A 21,351-nucleotide genomic window follows, 5' to 3' on the forward strand; every position below is an offset into this window, starting at 1 on the left:
CGCCGTCAATAACAACAACCGCAATAATCTGCGCGCGAATAATCGTGCGCGGCCGATGCGGGACTGCGCCCTGGGTAGATAGACAGCAACACACGCCCGGACACCAGAAAACCCGCATCGGTCGATGCGGGTTTTTTTTGTGCCCGGGCGCAGCCCCACCCGGGCCTGGATGGCCGGTCGAACACCCTCCCACCCGTGAAATTCCCCCAACAGGAGCTCCCCCATGTGTTCGATCTTCGGAATCTTCGGCCTGCAGGCCGGTGACGATCTTCCGGCCCTGCGCCGCCATGCGCTGGAACTGTCGCAGCGCCAGCGCCACCGCGGCCCGGACTGGAGCGGCGTGTATCTTGACGAAGGTGCGCTGCTGGTCCACGAGCGGCTGGCCATCGTCGACCCGGCCGGCGGCTCGCAACCGCTGCTGTCGGCCGACGGCCAGCTGGCGCTGGCGGTCAACGGCGAGATCTACAACCACCAGCAACTGAAGGCCGCACTGACCACCGCCTATGACTTCCAGACCGGTTCGGACTGTGAAGTAATCAATGCGCTGTACCGCCAGGGCGCTTCGCCGGCGCAGTGGCTGGAGCAGCTCAATGGCATCTTCGCGTTCGCGCTGTGGGACCGTGGTGCCGGTCGTGTGCTGGTGGCGCGCGACCCGGTCGGCGTGGTGCCGCTGTACTGGGGCCACGATGCCCAGGGACGTCTGCGAGTGGCCTCGGAAATGAAGGCACTGGTCGATACCTGTGCCGACGTCGCGCAGTTCCCGCCGGGCCACTATTTCGACAGTGCCAGCGGTGAGCTGGTGCGCTACTACCAGCAGCCGTGGCGCGACTACGCTGACGTGCAGGGTCGCCAGGCCGATCTGGCCGAGCTGCGCCAGGCCTTCGAGCATGCGGTGGAACGCCAGCTGATGAGCGATGTGCCGTACGGCGTGCTGCTGTCTGGTGGCCTGGACTCGTCGCTGGTGGCGGCGGTGGCCGCGCGCTATGCACGCCGTCGCATCGAGGATGGGGGGCAGACCGAAGCCTGGTGGCCGCGCCTGCACTCGTTCGCAATCGGCTTGAAGGGCTCTCCCGATCTGGCCGCCGCTGCAATCGCCGCCGAAGCGCTGGGCACCGTGCATCACGGCTTCGAGTACACGTTCGAGGAGGGCCTTGATGCACTGCCGGAAGTGATCCGCCATATCGAAACCTACGACGTCACCACCATCCGCGCATCGACGCCGATGTTCCTGCTGGCACGGCGGATCAAGGCCATGGGGGTGAAGATGGTGCTTTCCGGCGAGGGCAGCGACGAGATCTTTGGTGGCTACCTGTATTTCCACAAGGCGCCGGATGCGCGTGAATTCCACGACGAACTGGTACGCAAGCTCGACGCGCTGCACAACTACGACTGCCTGCGCGCCAACAAGTCGATGATGGCCTGGGGCGTGGAGCCGCGTGTGCCGTTCCTGGATCGCGAATTTCTCGATGTGGCGATGCGCTTCGACGCCGCGCACAAGATGGTCGGTGCGGGCTTTGGTGGCCGCCGCATCGAGAAGGCGGTGTTGCGCGAGGCGTTCGAAGGCTACCTGCCGGACAGCATCCTGTGGCGGCAGAAGGAGCAGTTCAGCGATGGCGTTGGCTATGGCTGGATCGACGGGCTGAAGGCGCATGCCGAAGCTCAGGTGAGCGACCGTGTGCTGGCAGCGGCCGACAAGCGCTTCCCGCACAACCCGCCGCAGACCAAGGAGGCCTACTACTATCGTCATCTGTTCGAGCAGTTCTTCCCGAGCCGTGCGGCCGCCGAGACCGTGCCGGGTGGCAAGTCCATTGCCTGCTCGTCGCCGGCGGCGATCGCGTGGGATGCCAGCTTCGCCGCAGCTGCAGATCCGTCGGGGCGCGTGATCGCTGGCGTGCACGAGCAGGCACTGGCGTAAGCCCCGAAAAAGGGACGGAGCGGGACCGGGGCGCTTGTGCCACTAACGACTTAATCCCCTCCGTCCCCTTTTTGTATGATCGCCCCCCTGCACATTGGGGAATGTTCATGGACGTACACAGCGGGGGCCCGGCGCCACCGACGAAGTGGGGATGGCGCTACCTGGCCTGGGCCGGGGTCCCGCTGCTGGCTGGCGTGCTGCTGGCCCGTTATGCCGGGCCGGCGGCGCCCGAGGCTGTTGCCCGCGCCACGGCCACGGCCACGGCCACGGCCACGGCCGAAGCCACCTGGGTGCAGCATCTGGCGTCGCCGCTGGGCCTGTTCCTGCTGCAGCTGCTGGTGCTGTTGCTGGTGGCCAAGGGCGCAGGCGCGCTGCTCAAGCACTTTGGACAACCGGCGGTGATCGGCGAGATGGCCGCCGGCCTGATGATGGGCCCATTGATGCTCGGCAGCCTGTTGCCGCCGCTGCATGGAGCCCTGTTCCCGCCCAGCTCGCTGGGCCCGCTGGGCATGCTCAGCCAGTTGGGTGTGCTGATGTTCCTGCTGGTGGCCGGTGCCGAGCTGGACCTGGCGGCGCTGCGTGGACGCCGGCGTTTTGCCTTTACGGTCAGCCATGCCGGCATTGCGGTGCCGTTCGTGCTTGGCGTCGCCCTGGCGATCTGGCTGTACCCGCAGCACGGTCCGCAGGGCGTGGGCTTCACCGCATTCGCACTTTTCGTTGGCATATCGATGAGCATCACGGCCTTCCCTGTGTTGCTGCGCATCCTTGCCGACCGCGGTATCACGCAGGCGCCACTGGGGCAGACCGCGATTGCCTGCGCTGCATTGGGTGATGCCACCGCGTGGTGCCTGCTGGCGCTGATCGTGGCGGCTGCACAGGCCAGCGGATGGCTGCCGGCCAGCCTCAACCTGCTGTGCGTAGTCGCCTTCGTGGCGCTGATGCTGGGGCTGGTGAAGCCGTGGTTCGCCCGCCAGCAGATCGCGCCGGGTCGTGAGGGACGCTGGCTGCTCGGCATCCTGCTGCTGTCGCTGGCCAGTGCCCTGGTCACCGAGATGCTCGGCATCCATGCGCTGTTCGGTGCGTTCGCGGCTGGCGTGGCGGTGTCGTCAAATGTGCAGTTGCGCGAGCTGCTGATGGCGCGCGTCGAACCGTTCGCGGTGACGCTGCTGCTGCCGCTGTTCTTCGCCATGACCGGGCTGCGCATGCGCGCCGATACGCTGCAGGCCAGCGATGTCCTGTTGTGCGTGGTGGTGATCGCGGTAGCGACGACCGGCAAGCTGCTGGGCACCTTCAGTGCCGCACGCAGTGCCGGCATGCCCACCCGTGAGGCGTGGCGGCTGGGTGCACTGATGAACACCCGTGGCCTGATGGAGCTGATCGTGCTCAACCTGGGTTACGAACTTGGCCTGCTCGGTGACCGGCTGTTCGCGGTGCTGGTGATCATGGCGCTGGTGACAACGGCGATGACCGGGCCACTGTTGAACCTGATCGAGCGGCGCAGGGGCTGAGCGTTGAACGGTAGTGCCGGCCGCTGGCCGGCAACCTCATGATGCTGGATGCACCTGCATGGATGCCGGCCAGCGGCCGGCACTACCGCGCTGGCACCAGCGTCATGGTGTGCTGCGCCTTGCCCGGCAGGAACGGCGTCGGCCGGCCATGCACCCAGTCTTCGTGGCCGGCACCCCAGTAGGGCGACAGTGGATGCCCACTCTGGCCGCCGGGCATGTGCACGATGCCGTCGGCCTCGTGGCCCGGCGAAACCACCATGCGCTCGGAAGCGCCGAAGTTCGGCGTCTGCACGCGCGGCATGTCGCGGTCGCCGGGCAGGTGGTCGGCCGGCATGCACAGCCAGCGTTTGGCGATGTCCGGCAGCGCCCGTGCGATGGGATGACAGATCGCCGCGGTGTTGCGTTCGCCCCAGCTCCGTTTGGCCAGCGGTCCCTGCCTGGTCAGCTCGCTCTCGGTACGGCGTGCGGCGTCGATCAGCAGTGCATCCCAGCTGTCGAAGGCCGGTGGCAGAAGATTGGCCGGCCGCTGCTGCAGCATCGGCCAGGCCACCCCTTCCAGCTGCGCCAGGCGCGGCTCCAGATAGTCATCGCCCAGCTGCGCATTGGCCGGTGCCAGCAGTGCATCGGACAGTGTCTTCATCACCTGCGTACGGAACTCACGCACCACCCGGTAGCTGACCGAGCTGGCCGAGGCACGGCCGTCCCATTGATGGCTGGCCTCCTTCATGCGCTTCAGTGCAGGGTCGTCACTGCGTTCGATGACGTCGTGCAGCAGCGCCCACCAGCGCTGCAGGAACACCGCGCGATCGTCGAGCTGGATCGCCAGCAGGTCGTGTTCGTCGAAGCGCTCCTGGATCGCCAGCAGGTCGCGGATCTGCCGCGCACGGGCGCCAAGGTCATAACCACCGTTGCCGACATTGGCCAGTGCCTCGCCGTCGAGGACGCGGCCGTTGGCGGTCCACAGGCGATGGTTCGGTGGGTCGATCAATGCCGGCGAGGCGTCGCTGCGGATCGGCCAGGGGGCGCAGTCCTGGTTGTGGGCGGCGTTGAAGCCGGCCGGCGCGCAGCCCGGACCGCGGTCGGGGCGGGCGCCGATCAGGCGCCAGGCGATGCGTCCGCTGCGGTCGCCGACCACCAGGTTCTGTGCGGGAATGCCGGCGTGGTCGGCGAACTGCAGGGCCGCGTCCAGGTCACCGGCGCGGGCCAGGTCACCGAAGTCCAGGCGCACCGCACCGGGCAGCTGGGCGACCCAGCGCAGCGCGTCGCCGCTGCCATCGGCATGCGTGTGCAGGATCGGCCCCCAGGCGGTTTCGCGTACCGGGAACAGCACATCCGCCCGGCCGGCCACCGCAATCCGCTCTTCATGCACGGTCACTGCGGCGTTGGCTGGTTCAGTGCGGTAATCGGCAGTGTCTATGTAACTGTTGGTGAAGCCCCAGGCGACGTGGCCGTTGCTGCCGACGATCACCGCCGGCAGGCCAGGCAGCGAGAAGCCGGTGACGTCGACCTGTCCGCCCGCGGCCTGCGGGTCGGGGTAGCGCAGGCGCACGCGGAACCACAGACCCGGCGCGCGCAGGCCGAGATGCATGTCGTCGGCGACGATCGCGCGACCGTCGGCGGTGAGCGCGCCGGCCACGGCGAAGTTGTTGCTGCCGATGACATCGGCCTCTTCCTGCCCGGTGCCCGGCTTTCCCTTCAGCGTGCGCAGGTCCAGCTGGCTGGCATCGGGCAGCGTGGCGTTGCCGGTGGGTTCGCCGGACAGCGGCGCATCCCATTCCGTGCCGTCGTGGGCGATCAATGCGTACAGCGCCGGCGGCACCACTGCGCGGATGCGGCTCAGTGCAAGCTCGGTCTGGTTGCCGGGGTCCTGCAGGTCGGCGTACATGGCCAGCCCGGTCAGCACGCTGTCGCTGGCCTGCCACGGTTGCGGCGACTGCCGCAGCAGCAGGTAGGCCCATGGCCGCACGGAGAGGCCGGCCAGGCCCTCATTGACCCCACCGACATAGGCGCTCACGGCGTCGACGTTGTCGCCCAGCGCAGCCTGCATGTTCGCCTCGGTGCGCGCGCGCAGCCGATGCACGCGCATGCGCTTGTCGGCATCGATCGCCTTCGGGCCAAACAGTGCGGACAGTTCGCCGGCGGCGCTACGGCGCATCAGGTCCATCTCGAAATAGCGTTCCTGCGCATGCACGCGGCCCAATGCGCGCATCGCGTCGGCCTGGCTGGTGGCGGTGATGGTGACCACGCCCAGCGCATCGCGCTCGATGGTGACCGGCCTGGCCAGACCGGGCAGCGCATGCTCGCCGTCCAGGTCGGCCAGGCTGCCGCGCAGCAGCAGCCACAGGACCAGTGCGGTGACCAGCACGATGGCGACCAACACGCCCAGCACCCAACGCCATGTACGTCGCATCGCACGTCCTTTCCGAACTCGTGGGCCGATTGTAGCCGCAGGCGCAACTGCGACTGATTCCGATTAGATCACCGTATTTTGAAATGCGGCACCCTATGCCGCATCGATTCACAGGAGCCCCCCATGAAAGGCAACCCGGACGTCATCGCCTGCCTGAAGGAACTGCTGCGCGGCGAGCTCGCTGCCCGCGACCAGTACTTCATCCACTCCCGCCGCTACGAGGACCAGGGCCTGTTCGCGCTGTACGAACGCCTGAACCACGAGATGGAAGAGGAAACCCAGCATGCCGATGCGCTGCTGCGCCGGATCCTGTTCCTGGGGGGCGACCCGGACATGCGCCCGCATGCCACCGAGCCGGGCAAGACCGTGGAGGAGATGCTGCAGAAGGATCTCGACACTGAATACGCGGTTCGGAACAATCTGGCCGCCGGCATGAAGCTGTGCGAGGAGAAGGGCGACTACGTGAGCCGCGACATCCTGCTGGCGCAGCTGAAGGACACCGAAGAAGACCATGCCTGGTGGCTGGAACAGCAGCTGGGCCTGATCAAGCGCATCGGCCTGGAGCTGTACCAGCTGAGCAAGATCGACGGCACCGGCGCCGCGGCGCACTGAGCCGGCACCGCTTTTTGTAGAGCCGAGCCAATGCTCGGCTGCGTTCCGGTAGAGCCGACCGCTGGTCGGCTGCTCTGCGAAATGCAGCCGACCAGCGGTCGGCTCTACCAGAAGAAGTACAGCGTTCTGTCGCCCGCCAGCACCGGAGCACCGCCAGCCAGCCTTCGCCCGCCAGCCGCTCCACCGCCTGCCAGCCGACAACGAAAAAGCCGGGGAATGCCCCGGCTTTTTCGTGTCCGGGGTCAGAGCCCTTTCCGGTGGAAAGGGATCCGACCCCCGTGCTCCTCACTCCACCGACAACCCTTCCACCTTCTGCCAGCCGCGCGGCAGCAGGTGGCCGCGGGTGGCGCGGGCGCCGAGGTAGGCGTCGAGCTCGTTGAACTTCAGCCCCATCGTGCGCTGGCCACTGCGCACCTGCAGGGTCTGCCCCGGGCTGATCGCCACGATGGCGACCACGCGTTCGGTGGCGAGCTTGGCCTTCGGGATCTCGATGATCTTGTTGCCCTTGCCCTTGTCCAGTTCCGGCAGGTCGTTGGCGGCGATCGCCAGCAGGTTGCCGGAACTGGTCACCGCCACGATGCGGTCGGTGGCCACGTTGGCGACCATCGACGGGGTGAGCACCGACGAGCCGGACGACAGGTTCAGCATCGCCTTGCCGGCCTTGTTGCGGCCGATCAGGTTCTCGAAGCGGGTGACGAAGCCATAACCGTGGCTGGAGGCCAGCACGAAGCGGGTGTCCGGCTCGGCGCTGGCCAGGGTCACGAAGCTGGTGCCCGGTGCCGGCGAGAAGCGGCCGGTCAGCGGCTCGCCGTTGCCACGCGCGGAGGGCAGGGTGTGCACCGGCGTCGAGTAGGCGCGGCCCTCGCTGTCGAGGAACGCGACCTGCTGGGTGCTGCGTGCGCGCACCGCGCCCTGCAGTCCGTCGCCTTCACGGTAGGACAGGGCAGATGCATCGACGTCGTGGCCCTTGGCGGCACGGATCCAGCCCTTCTCCGACAGCACCACGGTCATCGGCTCGCTCGGCACCAGCTCGGTCTCGTCGATGGCCTGCGCCGCCTGACGCTGCACCAGCGGCGAACGGCGTGCGTCGCCGAACTTCCTGGCGTCGGCAGTCAGTTCGTCGCGGATCAGCTTCTTCAGCTTGGCCTTGCTGTCGAGGATGCCGAGGATCTTCTCGCGTTCCTTGGCCAGCTCGTCCTGCTCGCCGCGGATCTTCATCTCTTCCAGGCGGGCCAGCTGCTTCAGCTTGGTTTCCAGGATGTACTCGGCCTGTTCCTCGGACAGGCCGAAGCGCGCGATCAGCGCCGCCTTCGGTTCGTCCTCGGTACGGATGATGTGGATCACCTCGTCCAGGTTGAGGAAGGCGACCAGCAGGCCTTCCAGCAGGTGCAGGCGGCGCTCGACCTTCTGCAGGCGGTGCTGCAGGCGGCGGGTGACGGTGTTGCTGCGGAAGGTCAGCCATTCGCTGAGCAGCATCTTCAGGTTCTTCACCTGAGGACGGCCGTCCAGCCCGATCACGTTGAGGTTGACGCGGTAGCTGCGCTCCAGGTCCGTGGTGGCGAACAGGTGGCCCATCAGCTGGTCGGCGTCGACGCGGTTCGAACGCGGCACCAGCACCACGCGCACCGGGTTGGCGTGGTCGGATTCATCGCGGATGTCTTCCAGCCACGGCAGCTTCTTGGCGCGCATCTGTGCGGCGATCTGCTCGATCACCTTCGAAGGCGACACCTGGAACGGCAGCGCCGTGATCACGATGTTGCTGGCTTCCTTGGTGAAGGTCGCGCGTGCACGCACGCTGCCGTTGCCAGTCTCGTAGATGTTGCGCAGGTCATTGGCCGCAGTGATGATCTCGGCGCTGGACGGGTAGTCCGGGCCCTGCACGTGTTCGCACAGGTCGCGCACGCTGGCGTCGGGATTGTCCAGCAGGTGCAGCAGCGCGCTGACGATCTCGTTGAGATTGTGCGGCGGCACGTCGGTGGCCATGCCCACGGCGATGCCGGTGGTGCCGTTGAGCAGCAGGTGCGGCAGCCGCGCCGGCATCCAGGTCGGCTCCTGCAGGGTGCCGTCGAAGTTCGGTGCCCAGTCGGTGGTGCCCTGGCCCAGTTCGCCCAGCAGCACTTCGGCGATCGGGGTCAGCTTGGATTCGGTGTAACGCATCGCCGCGAACGACTTCGGGTCGTCACTGGAGCCGAAGTTGCCCTGGCCCTCGATCAGCGGGTAGCGGTACGAGAACGGCTGCGCCATCAGCACGAGTGCTTCGTAGCATGCACTGTCGCCGTGCGGGTGGTACTTACCGATGACGTCACCGACGGTGCGCGCGGACTTCTTCGGCTTGGACGCGGCATTCAGGCCCAGCTCGCTCATCGAATAGATGATGCGGCGCTGCACCGGCTTCAGGCCGTCGCCGATGAACGGCAGGGCACGGTCCAGGACCACGTACATCGAGTAGTCGAGGTAGGCGCGTTCGGCGTACTCGCGCAGCGGCAGTTGTTCGAATCCGTGGAACACGGGGCGGGCAAGTTCGGTCATGCGGCGTTGTTACCTATGTCGGGAGGCGGCGACGGCGGTCGCCGCTCGCAATCCTGTGATTATCCGGATGCGGCGGGGGATGCCAAGCCGCGTGCAGGGTCCAGCCCGGTTTCCAGGCCGTGGCCGGCCCGCGCCAGGTAGCGCCCCGGTGGCAGCCCGAAGTGGCGGCGGAACACGGTGACGAAGGCGCTGGCGCTGCTGAAGCCCAGTGCATGGGCGATGTCGGCGACGCTGCGGCCATCGGTCAACTGGCGCAGGGCTTCGGAGAGCCGGGCCTGCTGCCGCCACTGAGCGAAGCTGAGCGTGGTCTCGTCGCGGAAGTGGCGGGTCAGGCTGCGCGGTGACAGGCCGGCCCAGTGCGCCCATTCCGCCAGGCTGCGTTCGTCGGACGGGTCGGCCAGCAGCTGCGAGGCGATCTTCAGCAGGCGCCGGTCATGCGGCATCGGCAAGTGCATGCGCTGGCGTGGCGCTGTGCGGATCTCGTCCACCAGCACCTCGATGATGTGCTGGCGTTCGGAGGTGGTGTCGTAGCCCGGTGGCCAGTCACAGATGCGCTCGGCGAGCGCCTGCGCCAGCTTGGACAGGCCCAGCACGCAGGGATCGGAGGGCAGGGTGGCACAGACCGGAGCCGCCAGCGCCATGCCCCAGCCACGCAGGGGGCCGTCGAGGGTGACCGTGTGCGGCTCCAGCGGTGGCATCCAGCCGGCCGAGCCCGGCGCCAGCGACCAGGTGCCGTGCGAGGTACGGGTGGTCAGAAGGCCGCGCTCGACGCAGATCAGCTGCGCGCGCTGGTGATGATGCCAATCCACTTCACGGACCAGCCCTTGCGGGCTGTCGAAACGGAAACCGACCACCGGGGGACCGTCGTTGCGCTCGAACCAGTCCAGTGCTTCGTCCCTGAGCAGGCGTTTGGGAGTAGGGATTTCTGCCTTGTTCATCATGTCTGCTGGCTGAAATGTGTCATCCATTGGCTGGATTGTACTACCGGGCCACCTGACCAGGTCATTAAGGTAGGCGCCTTCACCGATCCAGCCCACTGCTGCAACACAGCATTCGATGTCAGATCAAATATTTCCATTGAGAAATATTTTTTTTGGAAGAGAATGCTCCCCCATGATCTGTCCTGCAACCACTCCCCCCAGCTTCGGCCTGCTGCTGCGCCAGGTGCGCGACGGCCTGGTCCGCCAACTCGACGCGTCCATGGCTGAAGAAGATCTGGGCATCGGCTTCACCCACTACATCGGGTTGAAGGTGCTTTCGAACATGGCGCCGTGCACCGCCAACGAACTGGCCCAGGCCATCGATCAGGTGCCCAGCGCGGTGACCCGGCTGCTGGACAAGCTCGAAGCGCTGGGCTGCGTCCGCCGCGAACCGCATGCGCAGGACCGGCGGGCATTGCAGATCGTGCTGACCGACGAAGGCCGCGCGCTGTGGGCGCGCTTGAAGCTGCGTGGCGACGCGGTGATGGATTACGCCCTGCGTGATCTTTCCGCCGACGAGCGCACGCTGCTGCTGTCCCTCCTTACCCGAATCCGCGATTCACTGACGACCCCATGAACCCGATCCCGCATTCCACTTTCCGCCGGTCCGGGCGCGCGCTGCTGGTGTCAGCGCTGGCCCTGGCCCTGGCCGCCTGTGCCAGCAGTCGTGGCCTCAACCCGCAGGGCCACGTGCTTGACGTGGACAGCCTGCACAGCGAACGCACCCTGGCCGACACCGACCTGAGCGCCACTGGCTTCCCGGCGCAGGACTGGTGGAAGGCACTGGGTGATGCGCAGCTGGACGCGCTGGTCGCAGAGGGCCTGGCCGGCCACCCGAGCCTCGACGCCGCCGATGCCCGCCTGCGCCAGGCCCAGGCCCAGGTCGGCACCGCACGTGCCGACGAACTGCCGAGCCTGTCGGTGTCCGGTGGCTACACCGGCCTGCGCCTGCCCGAATCGATGGTCGGCAGCGAGATGGGTGGCCGTTACGGCGGCAGCAGCCAGGTCGCCTTCGACTTCAGCTACGGCGTGGACCTGTGGGGCGGCAAGCGCGCCGCCTGGGAAGCCGCCGTGGACGGTGCGCACGCCGCCACCGTTGAAGCGCAGGCTGCACGCCTGAACCTGTCCACTGGCATCACCCAGGCCTATGCCGACCTGGCCTACGCGTGGCAGCTCAACGACGTGGCCGAGGAAGAGCTGACCCGTTCGCAGAAGTCACTTGAACTGACCCGCCAGCGCCGCAGCGCCGGCATCGACAGTGATCTGCAGGTGCGCCAGGCCGAGGCCCGTGTGCCGGCCGCGCAGCAGCAGGTGCAGGCCGCCCAGCAGCGTATCGACGCCGCCCGCACCGCGCTGGCCGCGCTGGTCGGCAAGGGCCCGGACCGTGGCCTGTCGATCCAGCGCCCGCGGCCGCTGAATCCGGTGGCACTGCAGCTGCCGGGCGTGCTGCCCAGCGAGCTGCTTGGCCGCCGCCCCGACATCGTCGCCGCACGCTGGCGCGTTGAAGCGGCCGACAAGCAGATCAAGGTTGCCAAGACCAAGTTCTACCCGAGCTTCAACCTGACCGCGCTGGCCGGCGTGGTCGCCCCGAACGTGGGCGACCTGCTGAAGAGCAGCTCCACCTTTGCCTATATCGGCCCGGCGCTGAGCCTGCCGATCTTCGAGGGCGGGAAGCTGCGCGCCAACCTGGCCAATACCGATGCGCAGTACGACCTGGCGGTGGCCAACTACAACCAGACCGTGCTCGATGCGCTGCGTGATGTGGCCGACCAGGTCAACGCGGTGCGCTCGCTGGCACAGCAGGCGCAGTCGCAGCAGCAGGCGGTGGACACCGCACGCGCTGCCTTCGACCTGGCCCAGCAGCGCTACCGCGCCGGCATCGGCAGCTACCTGGACGTGCTGACCGCGCAGTCCACCCTGCTGCAGTCGCAGCAGCAGCTGGCCGGCCTGCAGTCGCAGCAGGTGCAGTCGTCGGTGCGCCTGAGCAAGGCGCTGGGCGGTGGTTTCCAGCCCACTGACGCCGACCGCGCACCGATCGCCTCCCATTCCGATTCCTCGCATTCCTGAAGATCTCCGACATGAGCCAGACCCAAGACACCGCGGCCCCGGCCGCCCCCAACCGCCGCGGCCACCTGCTGCGCGGCCTGTTCGTGATCGTCGTGCTGCTGCTTGCCGCTTTGGCGCTGTGGTACTTCATGTTCGGCCGTTGGTTCGAAGAGACCGACGATGCCTACGTGCAGGGCAACCAGGTGCAGATCACCCCGCTGGTGGCCGGCACCGTGGTCGCCATCAATGCCGATGACGGCATGCGCGTGGAGCGCGGCCAGCTGCTGGTGCAGCTGGACCCGTCCGACACCGCAGTGGCGCTGCAGCAGGCCGAAGCCAACCTGGCCAAGACCGTGCGCCAGACTCGCGGCCTGTACCGCAGCGTAGAAGGCGCGCAGGCGGACCTGAACGCCCGCCAGGTGACCCTGAAGCGCGTGCGCGAAGACTACGCCCGCCGCAAGGACCTGGCTGCCACCGGCGCCATCTCCAACGAAGAACTGGCCCACGCCCGCGACGAGCTGGCCGCGGCCGAAGCGGCCGTGGCCGGTTCGCGCGAGACCGTCGAGCGCAACCGCGCGCTGGTCGACGACACCGTGATCGCCACCCAGCCGGATGTGCAGGCCGCCGCTGCGCAGCTGCGCCAGGCCTTCCTCAACAACGCCCGCGCCGGCATCGTTGCACCGGTCTCCGGCTACGTCGCCCGTCGTTCGGTGCAGGTCGGCCAGCGCGTGCAGCCGGGCAATGCCCTGATGGCCGTGGTGCCGACCGAGCAGATGTGGGTCGAGGCCAACTTCAAGGAAACCCAGCTGCGCCACATGCGCCTGGGCCAGGAAGTGGAGCTGAAGTCGGACCTGTACGCCGGCGACGTGAAGTACAAGGGGCGCATCCAGAGCCTGGGCCTGGGCACCGGCTCGGCGTTCTCGCTGCTGCCGGCACAGAACGCCAGCGGCAACTGGATCAAGATCGTGCAGCGCGTACCGGTGCGCATCGCCATCGATGCCAAGCAGCTGGCCGAGCACCCGCTGCGCATCGGCCTGTCGATGAAGGCCGAAGTGAGCCTGCGCGACCAGAAGGGCGAAGTGCTGCCGAGCACCCCGGCCAAGGGCACGGTGTTCGACACCGACGTGTATGCCAAGCAGCTGCATGATGCCGACGAGGTGATCCACACGATCATCCAGGGCAACCTGCCGCAGCAGCAGGCGAAGGTGGGCTGAGGTCGCCATGTCCGCACAAGCTCCAGCCGCGCCCGGCGCTCCGGGCGCACCGGCGGCGCCGGCTGCGGCCTCCGGGTTCCTGCCGCCCAGCGTCGCCCTGTGCACCGTAGGCCTGGCGATGGCGTCGTTCATGCAGGTGCTCGACACCACCATCGCCAACGTCTCGCTGCCGACCATCGCCGGTAACCTCGGTGCCAGTTCGCAGCAGGCGACCTGGGTCATCACTTCGTTCGCGGTCAGCACGGCCATCGCGCTGCCGCTGACCGGCTGGCTCAGCCGCCGCTTCGGCGAACGCAAACTGTTCGTCTGGGCGACCCTGGCCTTCGTCATCACCTCGCTGCTGTGCGGCCTTGCGCAGAGCATGGGCATGCTGGTGGTGTCGCGTGCGCTGCAGGGCTTCGTGGCCGGCCCGATGTACCCGATCACGCAGTCGCTGCTGGTCTCGATCTATCCACGTGAGAAGCGCGGGCAGGCATTGGCACTGCTGGCGATGATCACGGTGGTGGCGCCGATCTGCGGCCCGATCCTCGGTGGCTGGATCACCGACAACTACAGCTGGGAATGGATCTTCCTGATCAACGTGCCACTGGGCATCTTCGCCGCGCTGGTGGTGGGCAGCCAGCTGAAGGGACGCCCGGAGCAGATCGAGAAGCCGAAGATGGACTACGTCGGCCTGATCACGCTGGTGATTGGTGTCGGCGCGCTGCAGCTGGTGCTCGACCTGGGCAACGACGAGGACTGGTTCTCGTCGATGAAGATCGTGGTGCTGGCCTGCGTGGCGGTGGTGACGCTGACGGTGTTCCTGATCTGGGAACTGACCGACAAGGATCCGATCGTCGACCTGAAGCTGTTCCGGCACCGCAACTTCCGTGCCGGCACGCTGGCAATGGTGGTGGCCTACGCGGCGTTCTTCAGCGTGGCGCTGCTGATTCCGCAGTGGCTGCAGCGTGACATGGGCTACACCGCGATCTGGGCAGGCCTGGCGACCGCACCGATCGGCATCCTGCCGGTGATCATGACGCCGTTCGTGGGCAAGTATGCGTCGCGCTTCGACATGCGGATGCTGGCCACCGTGGCCTTCATCGTGCTGTCGATGACCAGCTTCCTGCGCTCGAACTTCAACCTGCAGGTGGACTACATGCACGTGGCCGGCGTGCAGCTGATCATGGGCATTGGCGTGGCGCTGTTCTTCATGCCGGTGCTGCAGATCCTGCTGTCGGACCTGGATGGGCGCGAGATCGCGGCGGGCTCTGGCCTGGCGACGTTCCTGCGCACGCTGGGCGGCAGCTTCGCGGCCTCGCTGACGACGTGGCTGTGGGCGCGGCGTACCCAGGTGCACCATGCCGACCTGACCGAGCATATCTCGGCCTATCAGCCGGGCATGCAGGACCAAGTGGCGGCGATGGGGCAGGGCGACCTGCAGCACGGCGCAGCGGTACTGAACAACATGATCAACCACCAGGCATCGCAGATGGGTTTCAACGACATCTTCTTCCTGCTGGGTTGGATCTTCCTGGCGATCATCACCTTCCTGTGGCTGGCCAAGCCGCCGTTCGGCGCAGGCGCGGGTGCGGCGTCCGCGGGCGGTGGGCATTGATCGACCATTGGCGTTGAAACGCAGAAAACCCCGCCGCAAGGCGGGGTTTTTCTTTTGGTAGATCCACGCCATGCGTGGATGGATCCCGGGGTCGTGTGGGTTCCCGAATCCCGGAAACGAAAAAACCCGCTTTCGCGGGTTTGATCATCTTGAGTCGTGGTGCCCAGGAGAGGACTCGAACCTCCACGGTTTTACCCGCTAGTACCTGAAACTAGTGCGTCTACCAATTCCGCCACCTGGGCGACTCAGGAGAAGAATTGTGCGGCACGGCAGAGAGTGTGTCAACAACATTTCACACTTTTTTCTGCGCTTGCACGCCCAGGTGGTGCAGCAGGCTGCGCATCGCCGGTGACAGCTGCGCCCACCCGGCGAAACAGGCGCACAGGCGGCGTTGTGCCCACGCATCGGCAAGCGGCACCGCAACGGTATGCGTACTGCGTCGATGCTGGCGCGCGATGCTCCGCGGCACGATGCCGACACCGATGCCGTGGCCGACCATGATGCAGACGCCCTCGAAGGTCTTCATGCGGATGCGCACGTCCAGTCGGCGACCGATGTCGCGCGCCTGGTCTTCGATGTAGGTCTGCAGTGCATTGCCATCGGCCAGGGCAACGAAGGTCTCGCCGGCGGCATCGGCGAAGGTCACGCTGCGCAGTGATGCAAACCGGTGATCGGCAGGCAGCAGCATCACCAGCGGATCTTCGGCCACCACATGCTGCTGCAGGCCGGTGGCGTCGACCGCATCACTGATGATGCCGGCCTCGGCCTGGCCAGCGCTGATTGCACGCACGACTTCGGGGCTGGTGCGTTCCAGCAGTTCGACGTGCAGGCGGGGGCGTTCGGCCAACCACGGTGCGAGCCGCGAGGGCAGGTAGCTGGTCAGTGCTGCGGTGTTGGCATACAGATGCAGGGTGCCGCGCGCCCCCTGCGCGAATGCCTGCAGTTCGCCGCGCAGCTGCGCCTGCTGTTGCAGGATCAGGCGTGCATGGTGGGCGAGGGCGGCGCCGGCTTCAGTCAGGCTGACGCCACGTGGATGCCGGTTCAACAGCAGGATGCCGGCATCGGCTTCGATCGTGCGCAGCCGCTCGCTGGCCGAACCCAGGGCCAGGTTCGCCTGCGTTGCGCCGGCAGTGATGCTCCCCGCCTCGGCGATTGCCAGGAACAGGCGCAGGTCGGCGATGTCCATCCGCATGTGATGCCCTCGTCGCAACGGCTGAGCCTTCGGATCAGCCGAAGGCAGGGCCGGGAAGACCGCATTGTGCGCCGGGCGACGGCCCGATCCAATGAAGGCATGAATGAATCGATGTACTTCTATGGGCTGCTGGTGGTGGTGTTCGTGCTGGCCGGCGTGGTCAAGGGCGTGACGGGCATGGGGCTGCCGACGGTGGCGATGGGCCTGCTCGGTGGCGCGCTGTCGCCGGTGGCGGCGGCGTCGATGCTGTTCATCCCGACCTTCGTCACCAATGCGTGGCAGCTGCTGTCCGGGCCGTCACTGGGCCACATCGTGCGGCGCCTGTGGCCGATGATGCTGGCCGTGGTGGTGGTGACGCTGGGTTCGGCAGCGTTGCTGGTACGGGTCGATCGCAGCGGGTCGCGCGTTGCGCTGGGCGTGGCCCTGATGGTCTATGCCGCCTATGCGTTGCTTGCGCCGGTGTTCCGCGTGCCGCAGCGGCGCGAGCGCTGGCTGGGGCCGCTGGTGGGCGCGCTGTCCGGCGTAGTGACCGGCGCCACCGGCGTGTTCGTGATGCCGGCGGTGCCGTACCTGCAATCACTGGGGTTGCAGCGCGAAGAACTGGTGCAGGCGCTCGGGCTGGCGTTCACCGTATCGACGATTGCACTGACCACGGGCCTGGTGCTGCACGGTGCGTTCGGCATCCAGCAGCTGGGCTTGAGTGCACTGGCGGTGGTGCCGGCACTGCTGGGCATGTGGCTGGGGCAGGTGATCCGGCAGCGCATCAGTGCGCGGCTGTTCCGCGCCTGCTTTCTGGGTTTCCTGCTGCTGCTCGGGCTGGAGCTGGTGCTGCGGCCGCTGCTGTGACGCCGGCCGCCCCGGGGAGGCGTGGCAATGCCGGATGACAGGCATGAAAAAACCCGCTTTCGCGGGTCTTTCTCATTCTCGACGTGGTGCCCAGGAGAGGACTCGAACCTCCACGGTTTTACCCGCTAGTACCTGAAACTAGTGCGTCTACCAATTCCGCCACCTGGGCGTCGAGGAGCGAGATTATGGGGTGTTGTTACGGGGGTGTCAACACTTTTTGTGGGCCTGGGGGTGGATCCGGTTTCGCCTGCGAGATGGGCTACGACCCCATCTCACTCGCTTGGGGTCAGAGCCCTTTCCTTCGGAAAGGGATCCGACCCCGCTACCGGATCGCAGGCAAAAAAAATCCCCGCCGAAGCGAGGAGTTTTTTCGTTGGTGCCCAGGAGAGGACTCGAACCTCCACGGTTTTACCCGCTAGTACCTGAAACTAGTGCGTCTACCAATTCCGCCACCTGGGCGTTCCAGAGGCGCAATTGTGAAGATGAATCCGGGAGCTGTCAACGACTTCCTGAAATTATTTCATCCAACGCCTCCAAGGCGGGCGCTGACCCGTTCTGCACGCCGTCAACGGCTACCATGTAGGGCGATGACTACCAAAAAACCAAGCAAGGGCGGGAGCAAGTCCCGCAGCCAAGGCCCGAAGAAGGGCCCGAAGGCGGGCGCAGCCCGCACCACCAAGCCGGGCAAGCCGTTGCCGGGCTGGTTCCCCGAATTGAATGAAGGCGGTGCGCCGCCACGCGGCCGCAAGGTCCGCACCGCTGATGCGGCAGCACCCGGCCCGGCCCCGGGCCGCAAGCTGCCGCCGACCGGCAAGGTGATCGACGATCCCTATGCCGCCCGCGAAGCAGAGAAATACGAACAGCCCATCGCCAGCCGCGAGGCCATCCTGGCCCTGCTGGAGCGTTGCGAAGGGCCGCAGACCGCCGAGGAACTGGGGGCACGCCTGGGCCTGACCGCACCGGATCGGGCCGAGGCGCTGTCGCGCCGGCTTGGTGCCATGGTCCGTGATGGCCAACTGGTGCAGAACCGCCGCGGCGGCTTCGCCCCGATCCAGACCCTGAACCTGGTCACCGGCGTGGTGATCGCCAACCCGGAGGGGTTCGGCTTCCTGCGCCCGGTCGAGGGCGGCGACGACCTGTTCCTGCCGCCGTATGAAATGCGCAAGGTCATGCACGGCGACAAGGTGCTGGCCCGCGTGACCGGCATCGACCACCGTGGCCGTCGCGAAGGCAGCATTGCGCGCGTGCTCGAACGCGGCATGACCCGCCTGATCGGCCGCTTCAGCGTCGAGATGGGGATCAATTACGTGGTACCTGACGACAAGCGCGTGCAGCGCAACGTGCAGGTACCGCCGGACCAGACCGGGGGCGCGCGTGATGGCCAGCTGGTGGTCTGCGAACTGACCCAGGCCCCGGACAGCCGCCGCCCGCCGATCGGGCGCATCATCGCCGTGCTGGGCGACAAGCTGACCGCATCGCTGGTGGTGGAGACCGCCATCCACGGCCACGAGCTGCCGTTCGAGTTCCCGCAGGAGGTGCTGGACGAAGCCGCCTCGGTGCCGATGGTGGTCGAGCCGGCAATGATCGGCGACCGTGTCGACCTGCGCAGCACGCCGCTGGTCACCATTGACGGCGAGGATGCCAAGGACTTCGACGACGCGGTGTACTGCGAGCCGAATGCCGACGGTTTCCGCCTGGTGGTGGCCATTGCCGATGTTTCGAACTACGTCCGCCCCGGCACGCCGCTGGACGAGGAAGCGCAGAAGCGTGCGACTTCGGTCTACTTCCCCGGCTTCGTGGTGCCGATGCTGCCGGAGACCCTGTCCAACGGCATCTGCTCACTGATGCCCAAGGTCGACCGCATGTGCTTCGTCTGCGACATGCAGATCGACCGCGATGGCCTGGTCACGCATTCGCGCTTCTACGAGGCCGTGATGAATTCGCACGCGCGCCTGACCTACACCCAGGTGTGGAAGGCGGTGGGCGAGGACGATGCCGATACCAAGGCCTGGATGGGTGAGCTGTTGCCGCAGGTGCAGCGCCTGCACCAGCTGTACAAGGTGCTGTCCAAGGCACGTGCCAAGCGCGGTGCCATCGAGTTCGAAAGCAGCGAGGTACGCTTCGTGCTGGACAACCGTGGTGAAGTGACCCAGGCCGGCATGCTGGTGCGCAACGACGCGCACAAGCTGATCGAGGAATGCATGATCGCGGCCAATGTGGAGGCGGCGAAGTACCTGCTGTCGCGCCATGTGCCGGCCCCGTACCGCATCCACGAGAAGCCGCCGGAAACCAAGTACGCCGACCTGCTGGAATTCCTCAAGGAGTTCAAGCTGAGCCTGCCACCGTGGTCGAAGGTGCGCCCGGGTGACTACACCAAGCTGCTGAAGAAGATCCGCGACCGCCCCGATGCGACGCTGCTGGAGTCGGTGTTGCTGCGCAGCCAGAGCCTGGCGATCTACAGCCCGGAGAACCACGGCCACTTCGGCCTGGCGCTGGAGGCCTACGCGCACTTCACGTCGCCGATCCGTCGCTATCCCGACCTGCTGGTGCACCGCGCGATCAAGCATGCGCTGTCCGGCAATCCGCTGGACAAGTTCACCTACAACGCCCGCGAGATGGCCGCGCTGGCGCTGCAGTGTTCCGAGCGTGAGCGCCGTGCCGACGAGGCCGAGCGCGAGGTCGACGAGCGTTACCGCGCGGCGTGGATGGAAAAGCACGTGGGCGGCCAGTTCGACGGCGTGATCAGCGGCGTGACCAGCTTCGGCCTGTTCGTGGAACTGGACGAGTCGAAGGTGCAGGGCTTGGTCCACGTGACCCAGCTGCCGCAGGACTATTACAAGTTCGACGCGACCCGCAAGACGCTGACCGGCGAGCGCCGCGGCGGCAGCTACCGGCTGGGCGACCGCGTGCGCATCCTGGTGCTGAAGGCCAGCATGGAAGAGCGCAAGATCGACTTCCGGCTGGTCGAACACAAGGGCGAGGACGAGGGTGACGGGCTGCCGCCGCTGCCTGAGCGGGGCAAGCCGGCCAAGCGGAAGAAAGAGAAATATTGATGACCGTGGTAGTGCCGGCCGCTGGCCGGCATCCATGGCACCCTCGGCACCGACGGGTTGCCGGCCAGCGGCCGGCACCACCAGGAGACATCGCATGCAAGGCCAACCCGAATACAGCGGCGGTTGCCAGTGCGGCGCGATCCGCTTCCACGTGCGTGGCGCGCTGACCGACAGCTCGATCTGCCATTGCCGGATGTGCCAGAAGGCCTTTGGTGCCTTCTACGCGCCCTTGGTGTCGGTGCGCGGCGTGCAGTTCAGCTGGACCCGCGGCCAGCCGCGCTATTTCCAGTCGTCCAACGTGGTGCGGCGTGGCTTCTGCGCAGACTGCGGCACGCCATTGACCTACGAAGCGCCCGATGGCGTGGCGGTGGCTGCCGGCGCGTTCGACAAACCCGAACGCCTGCCACCGACGATCCAGTACGGGGTCGAACGCAAGCTGCCCTTCGTCGACAGCCTGGCCAGCCTGCCGGTACGGCGTACCGAGCAGGACATCGCGGCCCTGGACTTCCTGGCCACGATCGTGTCCCACCAGCACCCCGACCACGACACGCCGCACTGGCCACCGCGCAGCCGGTGAGGTTTGTGTAGAGCCGAGCCCATGCTCGGCGGCCTTGAAGCGCGGCCGCCGCCGATGCTCTACCATAGCCACCCCCTTTCCGGTCCCCGCCCGCATGAGCAAGAACAGCCAGTGGATCGTCGGCGTCAACGCCGTCGCCTCCTCCATCGAGAACGACGCCGAGAACGTCCGCGAAGTGCTGGTCGAGGCCGGAGCGAAGAACCCGCGCCTGACCGAGATCGAGGAAAACGCCCGCCGCAAGGGCATCGACGTGCGCAAGGTGAACAGCCAGGCGCTGGACGGTGTGGGCGGCTCGGTGCGCCACCAGGGCGTGGCCGCGCGCTATGCCGCCGCCCCCACCTACAGCGAGAACGAGCTGGAAGGCCTTGTCACTGCGGCCGAGGGCAAGGCGCTGCTGCTGGTGCTGGACGAGGTGCAGGACCCGCACAATCTGGGTGCCTGCCTGCGCTCGGCCGCTGCGGCCGGTGCGACTGCAGTGATCATCCCCAAGGACAAGTCGGCCACGGTCAACGCCACCGTGCGCAAGACCTCGGCCGGCGCCGCCGACCTCATCCCGGTGGTGGCGGTAACCAACCTGTCGCGCTGCCTGAAGGACCTGCAGAAGCAGGGCGTGTGGATCTACGGTCTGGCCGGTGAGGCCACCGCGTCGCTGTACCAGCTGGACCTGAAGGGCAACATCGCGCTGGTGCTGGGCGGCGAGGCCGATGGCCTGCGCCGCCTGACCCGCGAGAACTGCGATGGCCTGGTCAAGATCCCGATGCCGGGCGAGATCGAGAGTCTGAATGTTTCCGTCGCGGCCGGCGTCAGCCTGTTCGAGGCCGTGCGCCAGCGCGGTTGATCTGTTGAGCCGAGCCCACGCTCGGCTATCGCAT

General features: G+C 67.1%; 15 protein-coding genes and 3 tRNA genes. 11 read left to right on the plus strand and 7 right to left on the minus strand.

Translation table 11 applies throughout. The features are described from left to right. Nucleotides 1-223 precede the first annotated feature (223 nt). Both asnB and ACUDTM_RS19030 read left to right on the plus strand, forming a co-directional pair. Nucleotides 224-1,915, plus strand: coding sequence for an asparagine synthase B (gene asnB, locus ACUDTM_RS19025; protein ID WP_445391454.1), 1,692 nt, complete (start codon nucleotides 224-226; stop codon nucleotides 1,913-1,915). A gap of 101 nt (nucleotides 1,916-2,016) precedes the next feature. Then, nucleotides 2,017-3,423 carry a cation:proton antiporter domain-containing protein gene (locus tag ACUDTM_RS19030; protein ID WP_445391455.1) on the plus strand — a complete coding sequence of 469 codons (1,407 nt, stop codon included), beginning with the start codon at nucleotides 2,017-2,019 and terminating at the stop codon, nucleotides 3,421-3,423. A gap of 82 nt (nucleotides 3,424-3,505) precedes the next feature. On the opposite strand, the gene ACUDTM_RS19035 is transcribed toward ACUDTM_RS19030, so the two are convergent. Further along, nucleotides 3,506-5,833 (minus strand): penicillin acylase family protein, encoded by a 2,328-nt coding sequence (locus ACUDTM_RS19035; protein ID WP_445391456.1) that lies wholly within the window; start codon nucleotides 5,831-5,833, stop codon nucleotides 3,506-3,508. A gap of 123 nt (nucleotides 5,834-5,956) precedes the next feature. Here ACUDTM_RS19035 and bfr point away from each other — a divergent pair, with 123 nt between their 5' ends. Further along, nucleotides 5,957-6,445: a bacterioferritin gene (gene bfr / locus ACUDTM_RS19040; RefSeq protein ID WP_111202195.1), complete on the plus strand. Its 489-nt coding sequence runs from the start codon at nucleotides 5,957-5,959 to the stop codon at nucleotides 6,443-6,445. A gap of 285 nt (nucleotides 6,446-6,730) precedes the next feature. On the opposite strand, the gene parC is transcribed toward bfr, so the two are convergent. After that, complete coding sequence (gene parC, locus ACUDTM_RS19045) at nucleotides 6,731-8,974, minus strand: DNA topoisomerase IV subunit A (RefSeq protein ID WP_111007612.1); 2,244 nt, start codon at nucleotides 8,972-8,974, stop codon at nucleotides 6,731-6,733. Nucleotides 8,975-9,033: 59 nt separating this feature from the next. Then, complete coding sequence (locus tag ACUDTM_RS19050; protein ID WP_180884620.1) at nucleotides 9,034-9,915, minus strand: helix-turn-helix domain-containing protein; 882 nt, start codon at nucleotides 9,913-9,915, stop codon at nucleotides 9,034-9,036. A gap of 172 nt (nucleotides 9,916-10,087) precedes the next feature. On the opposite strand from ACUDTM_RS19050, the gene emrR reads away from it, so the two are divergent. From emrR to emrB, 4 genes are read left to right on the plus strand one after another with little or no spacing between them, the layout of a single operon-like run. Then, complete coding sequence (emrR, locus tag ACUDTM_RS19055) at nucleotides 10,088-10,531, plus strand: multidrug efflux system transcriptional regulator EmrR (protein WP_005415875.1); 444 nt, start codon at nucleotides 10,088-10,090, stop codon at nucleotides 10,529-10,531. Continuing rightward, a complete protein-coding gene (gene emrC, locus ACUDTM_RS19060) occupies nucleotides 10,528-12,021 on the plus strand; it encodes a multidrug efflux transporter outer membrane subunit EmrC (protein WP_072166795.1) in 1,494 nt (497 codons plus the stop codon). The genes emrR and emrC overlap by 4 nt, the downstream gene beginning before the upstream one ends. An 11-nt stretch (nucleotides 12,022-12,032) precedes the next feature. Continuing rightward, nucleotides 12,033-13,214, plus strand: coding sequence for a multidrug efflux MFS transporter periplasmic adaptor subunit EmrA (emrA, locus tag ACUDTM_RS19065; protein WP_061480663.1), 1,182 nt, complete (start codon nucleotides 12,033-12,035; stop codon nucleotides 13,212-13,214). A gap of 7 nt (nucleotides 13,215-13,221) precedes the next feature. Further along, the gene (gene emrB, locus ACUDTM_RS19070) at nucleotides 13,222-14,811 is read left to right on the plus strand and encodes a multidrug efflux MFS transporter permease subunit EmrB (RefSeq protein ID WP_072166793.1); all 1,590 of its coding nucleotides are present in this window, start codon (nucleotides 13,222-13,224) and stop codon (nucleotides 14,809-14,811) included. Nucleotides 14,812-14,968: 157 nt separating this feature from the next. Here emrB and ACUDTM_RS19075 read toward each other — a convergent pair. Continuing rightward, nucleotides 14,969-15,053 (minus strand) — tRNA-Leu (locus tag ACUDTM_RS19075). 50 nt (nucleotides 15,054-15,103) lie between these two features. After that, a complete protein-coding gene (locus ACUDTM_RS19080; protein WP_088496949.1) occupies nucleotides 15,104-16,003 on the minus strand; it encodes a LysR family transcriptional regulator in 900 nt (299 codons plus the stop codon). A gap of 99 nt (nucleotides 16,004-16,102) precedes the next feature. On the opposite strand from ACUDTM_RS19080, the gene ACUDTM_RS19085 reads away from it, so the two are divergent. Continuing rightward, nucleotides 16,103-16,849, plus strand: coding sequence for a sulfite exporter TauE/SafE family protein (locus tag ACUDTM_RS19085; RefSeq protein ID WP_088496950.1), 747 nt, complete (start codon nucleotides 16,103-16,105; stop codon nucleotides 16,847-16,849). Between the two features lie 84 nt (nucleotides 16,850-16,933). Here ACUDTM_RS19085 and ACUDTM_RS19090 read toward each other — a convergent pair. Both ACUDTM_RS19090 and ACUDTM_RS19095 read right to left on the minus strand, forming a co-directional pair. Beyond that, nucleotides 16,934-17,018: transfer RNA gene (locus tag ACUDTM_RS19090), tRNA-Leu, on the minus strand. A gap of 205 nt (nucleotides 17,019-17,223) precedes the next feature. Continuing rightward, nucleotides 17,224-17,308: transfer RNA gene (locus ACUDTM_RS19095), tRNA-Leu, on the minus strand. 128 nt (nucleotides 17,309-17,436) lie between these two features. On the opposite strand from ACUDTM_RS19095, the gene rnr reads away from it, so the two are divergent. The 3 genes from rnr (at nucleotide 17,437) to rlmB (ending at nucleotide 21,317) form a co-directional block, all read left to right on the plus strand. Continuing rightward, complete coding sequence (gene rnr, locus ACUDTM_RS19100) at nucleotides 17,437-19,902, plus strand: ribonuclease R (RefSeq protein ID WP_353080186.1); 2,466 nt, start codon at nucleotides 17,437-17,439, stop codon at nucleotides 19,900-19,902. Nucleotides 19,903-19,996: 94 nt separating this feature from the next. Further along, complete coding sequence (locus ACUDTM_RS19105) at nucleotides 19,997-20,479, plus strand: GFA family protein (protein WP_088497683.1); 483 nt, start codon at nucleotides 19,997-19,999, stop codon at nucleotides 20,477-20,479. Nucleotides 20,480-20,573: 94 nt separating this feature from the next. Further along, nucleotides 20,574-21,317 carry a 23S rRNA (guanosine(2251)-2'-O)-methyltransferase RlmB gene (gene rlmB, locus ACUDTM_RS19110; RefSeq protein WP_088497684.1) on the plus strand — a complete coding sequence of 248 codons (744 nt, stop codon included), beginning with the start codon at nucleotides 20,574-20,576 and terminating at the stop codon, nucleotides 21,315-21,317. Nucleotides 21,318-21,351: the final 34 nt, after the last annotated feature.

Source organism: Stenotrophomonas maltophilia group sp. vghtpe118, assembly GCF_052605195.1.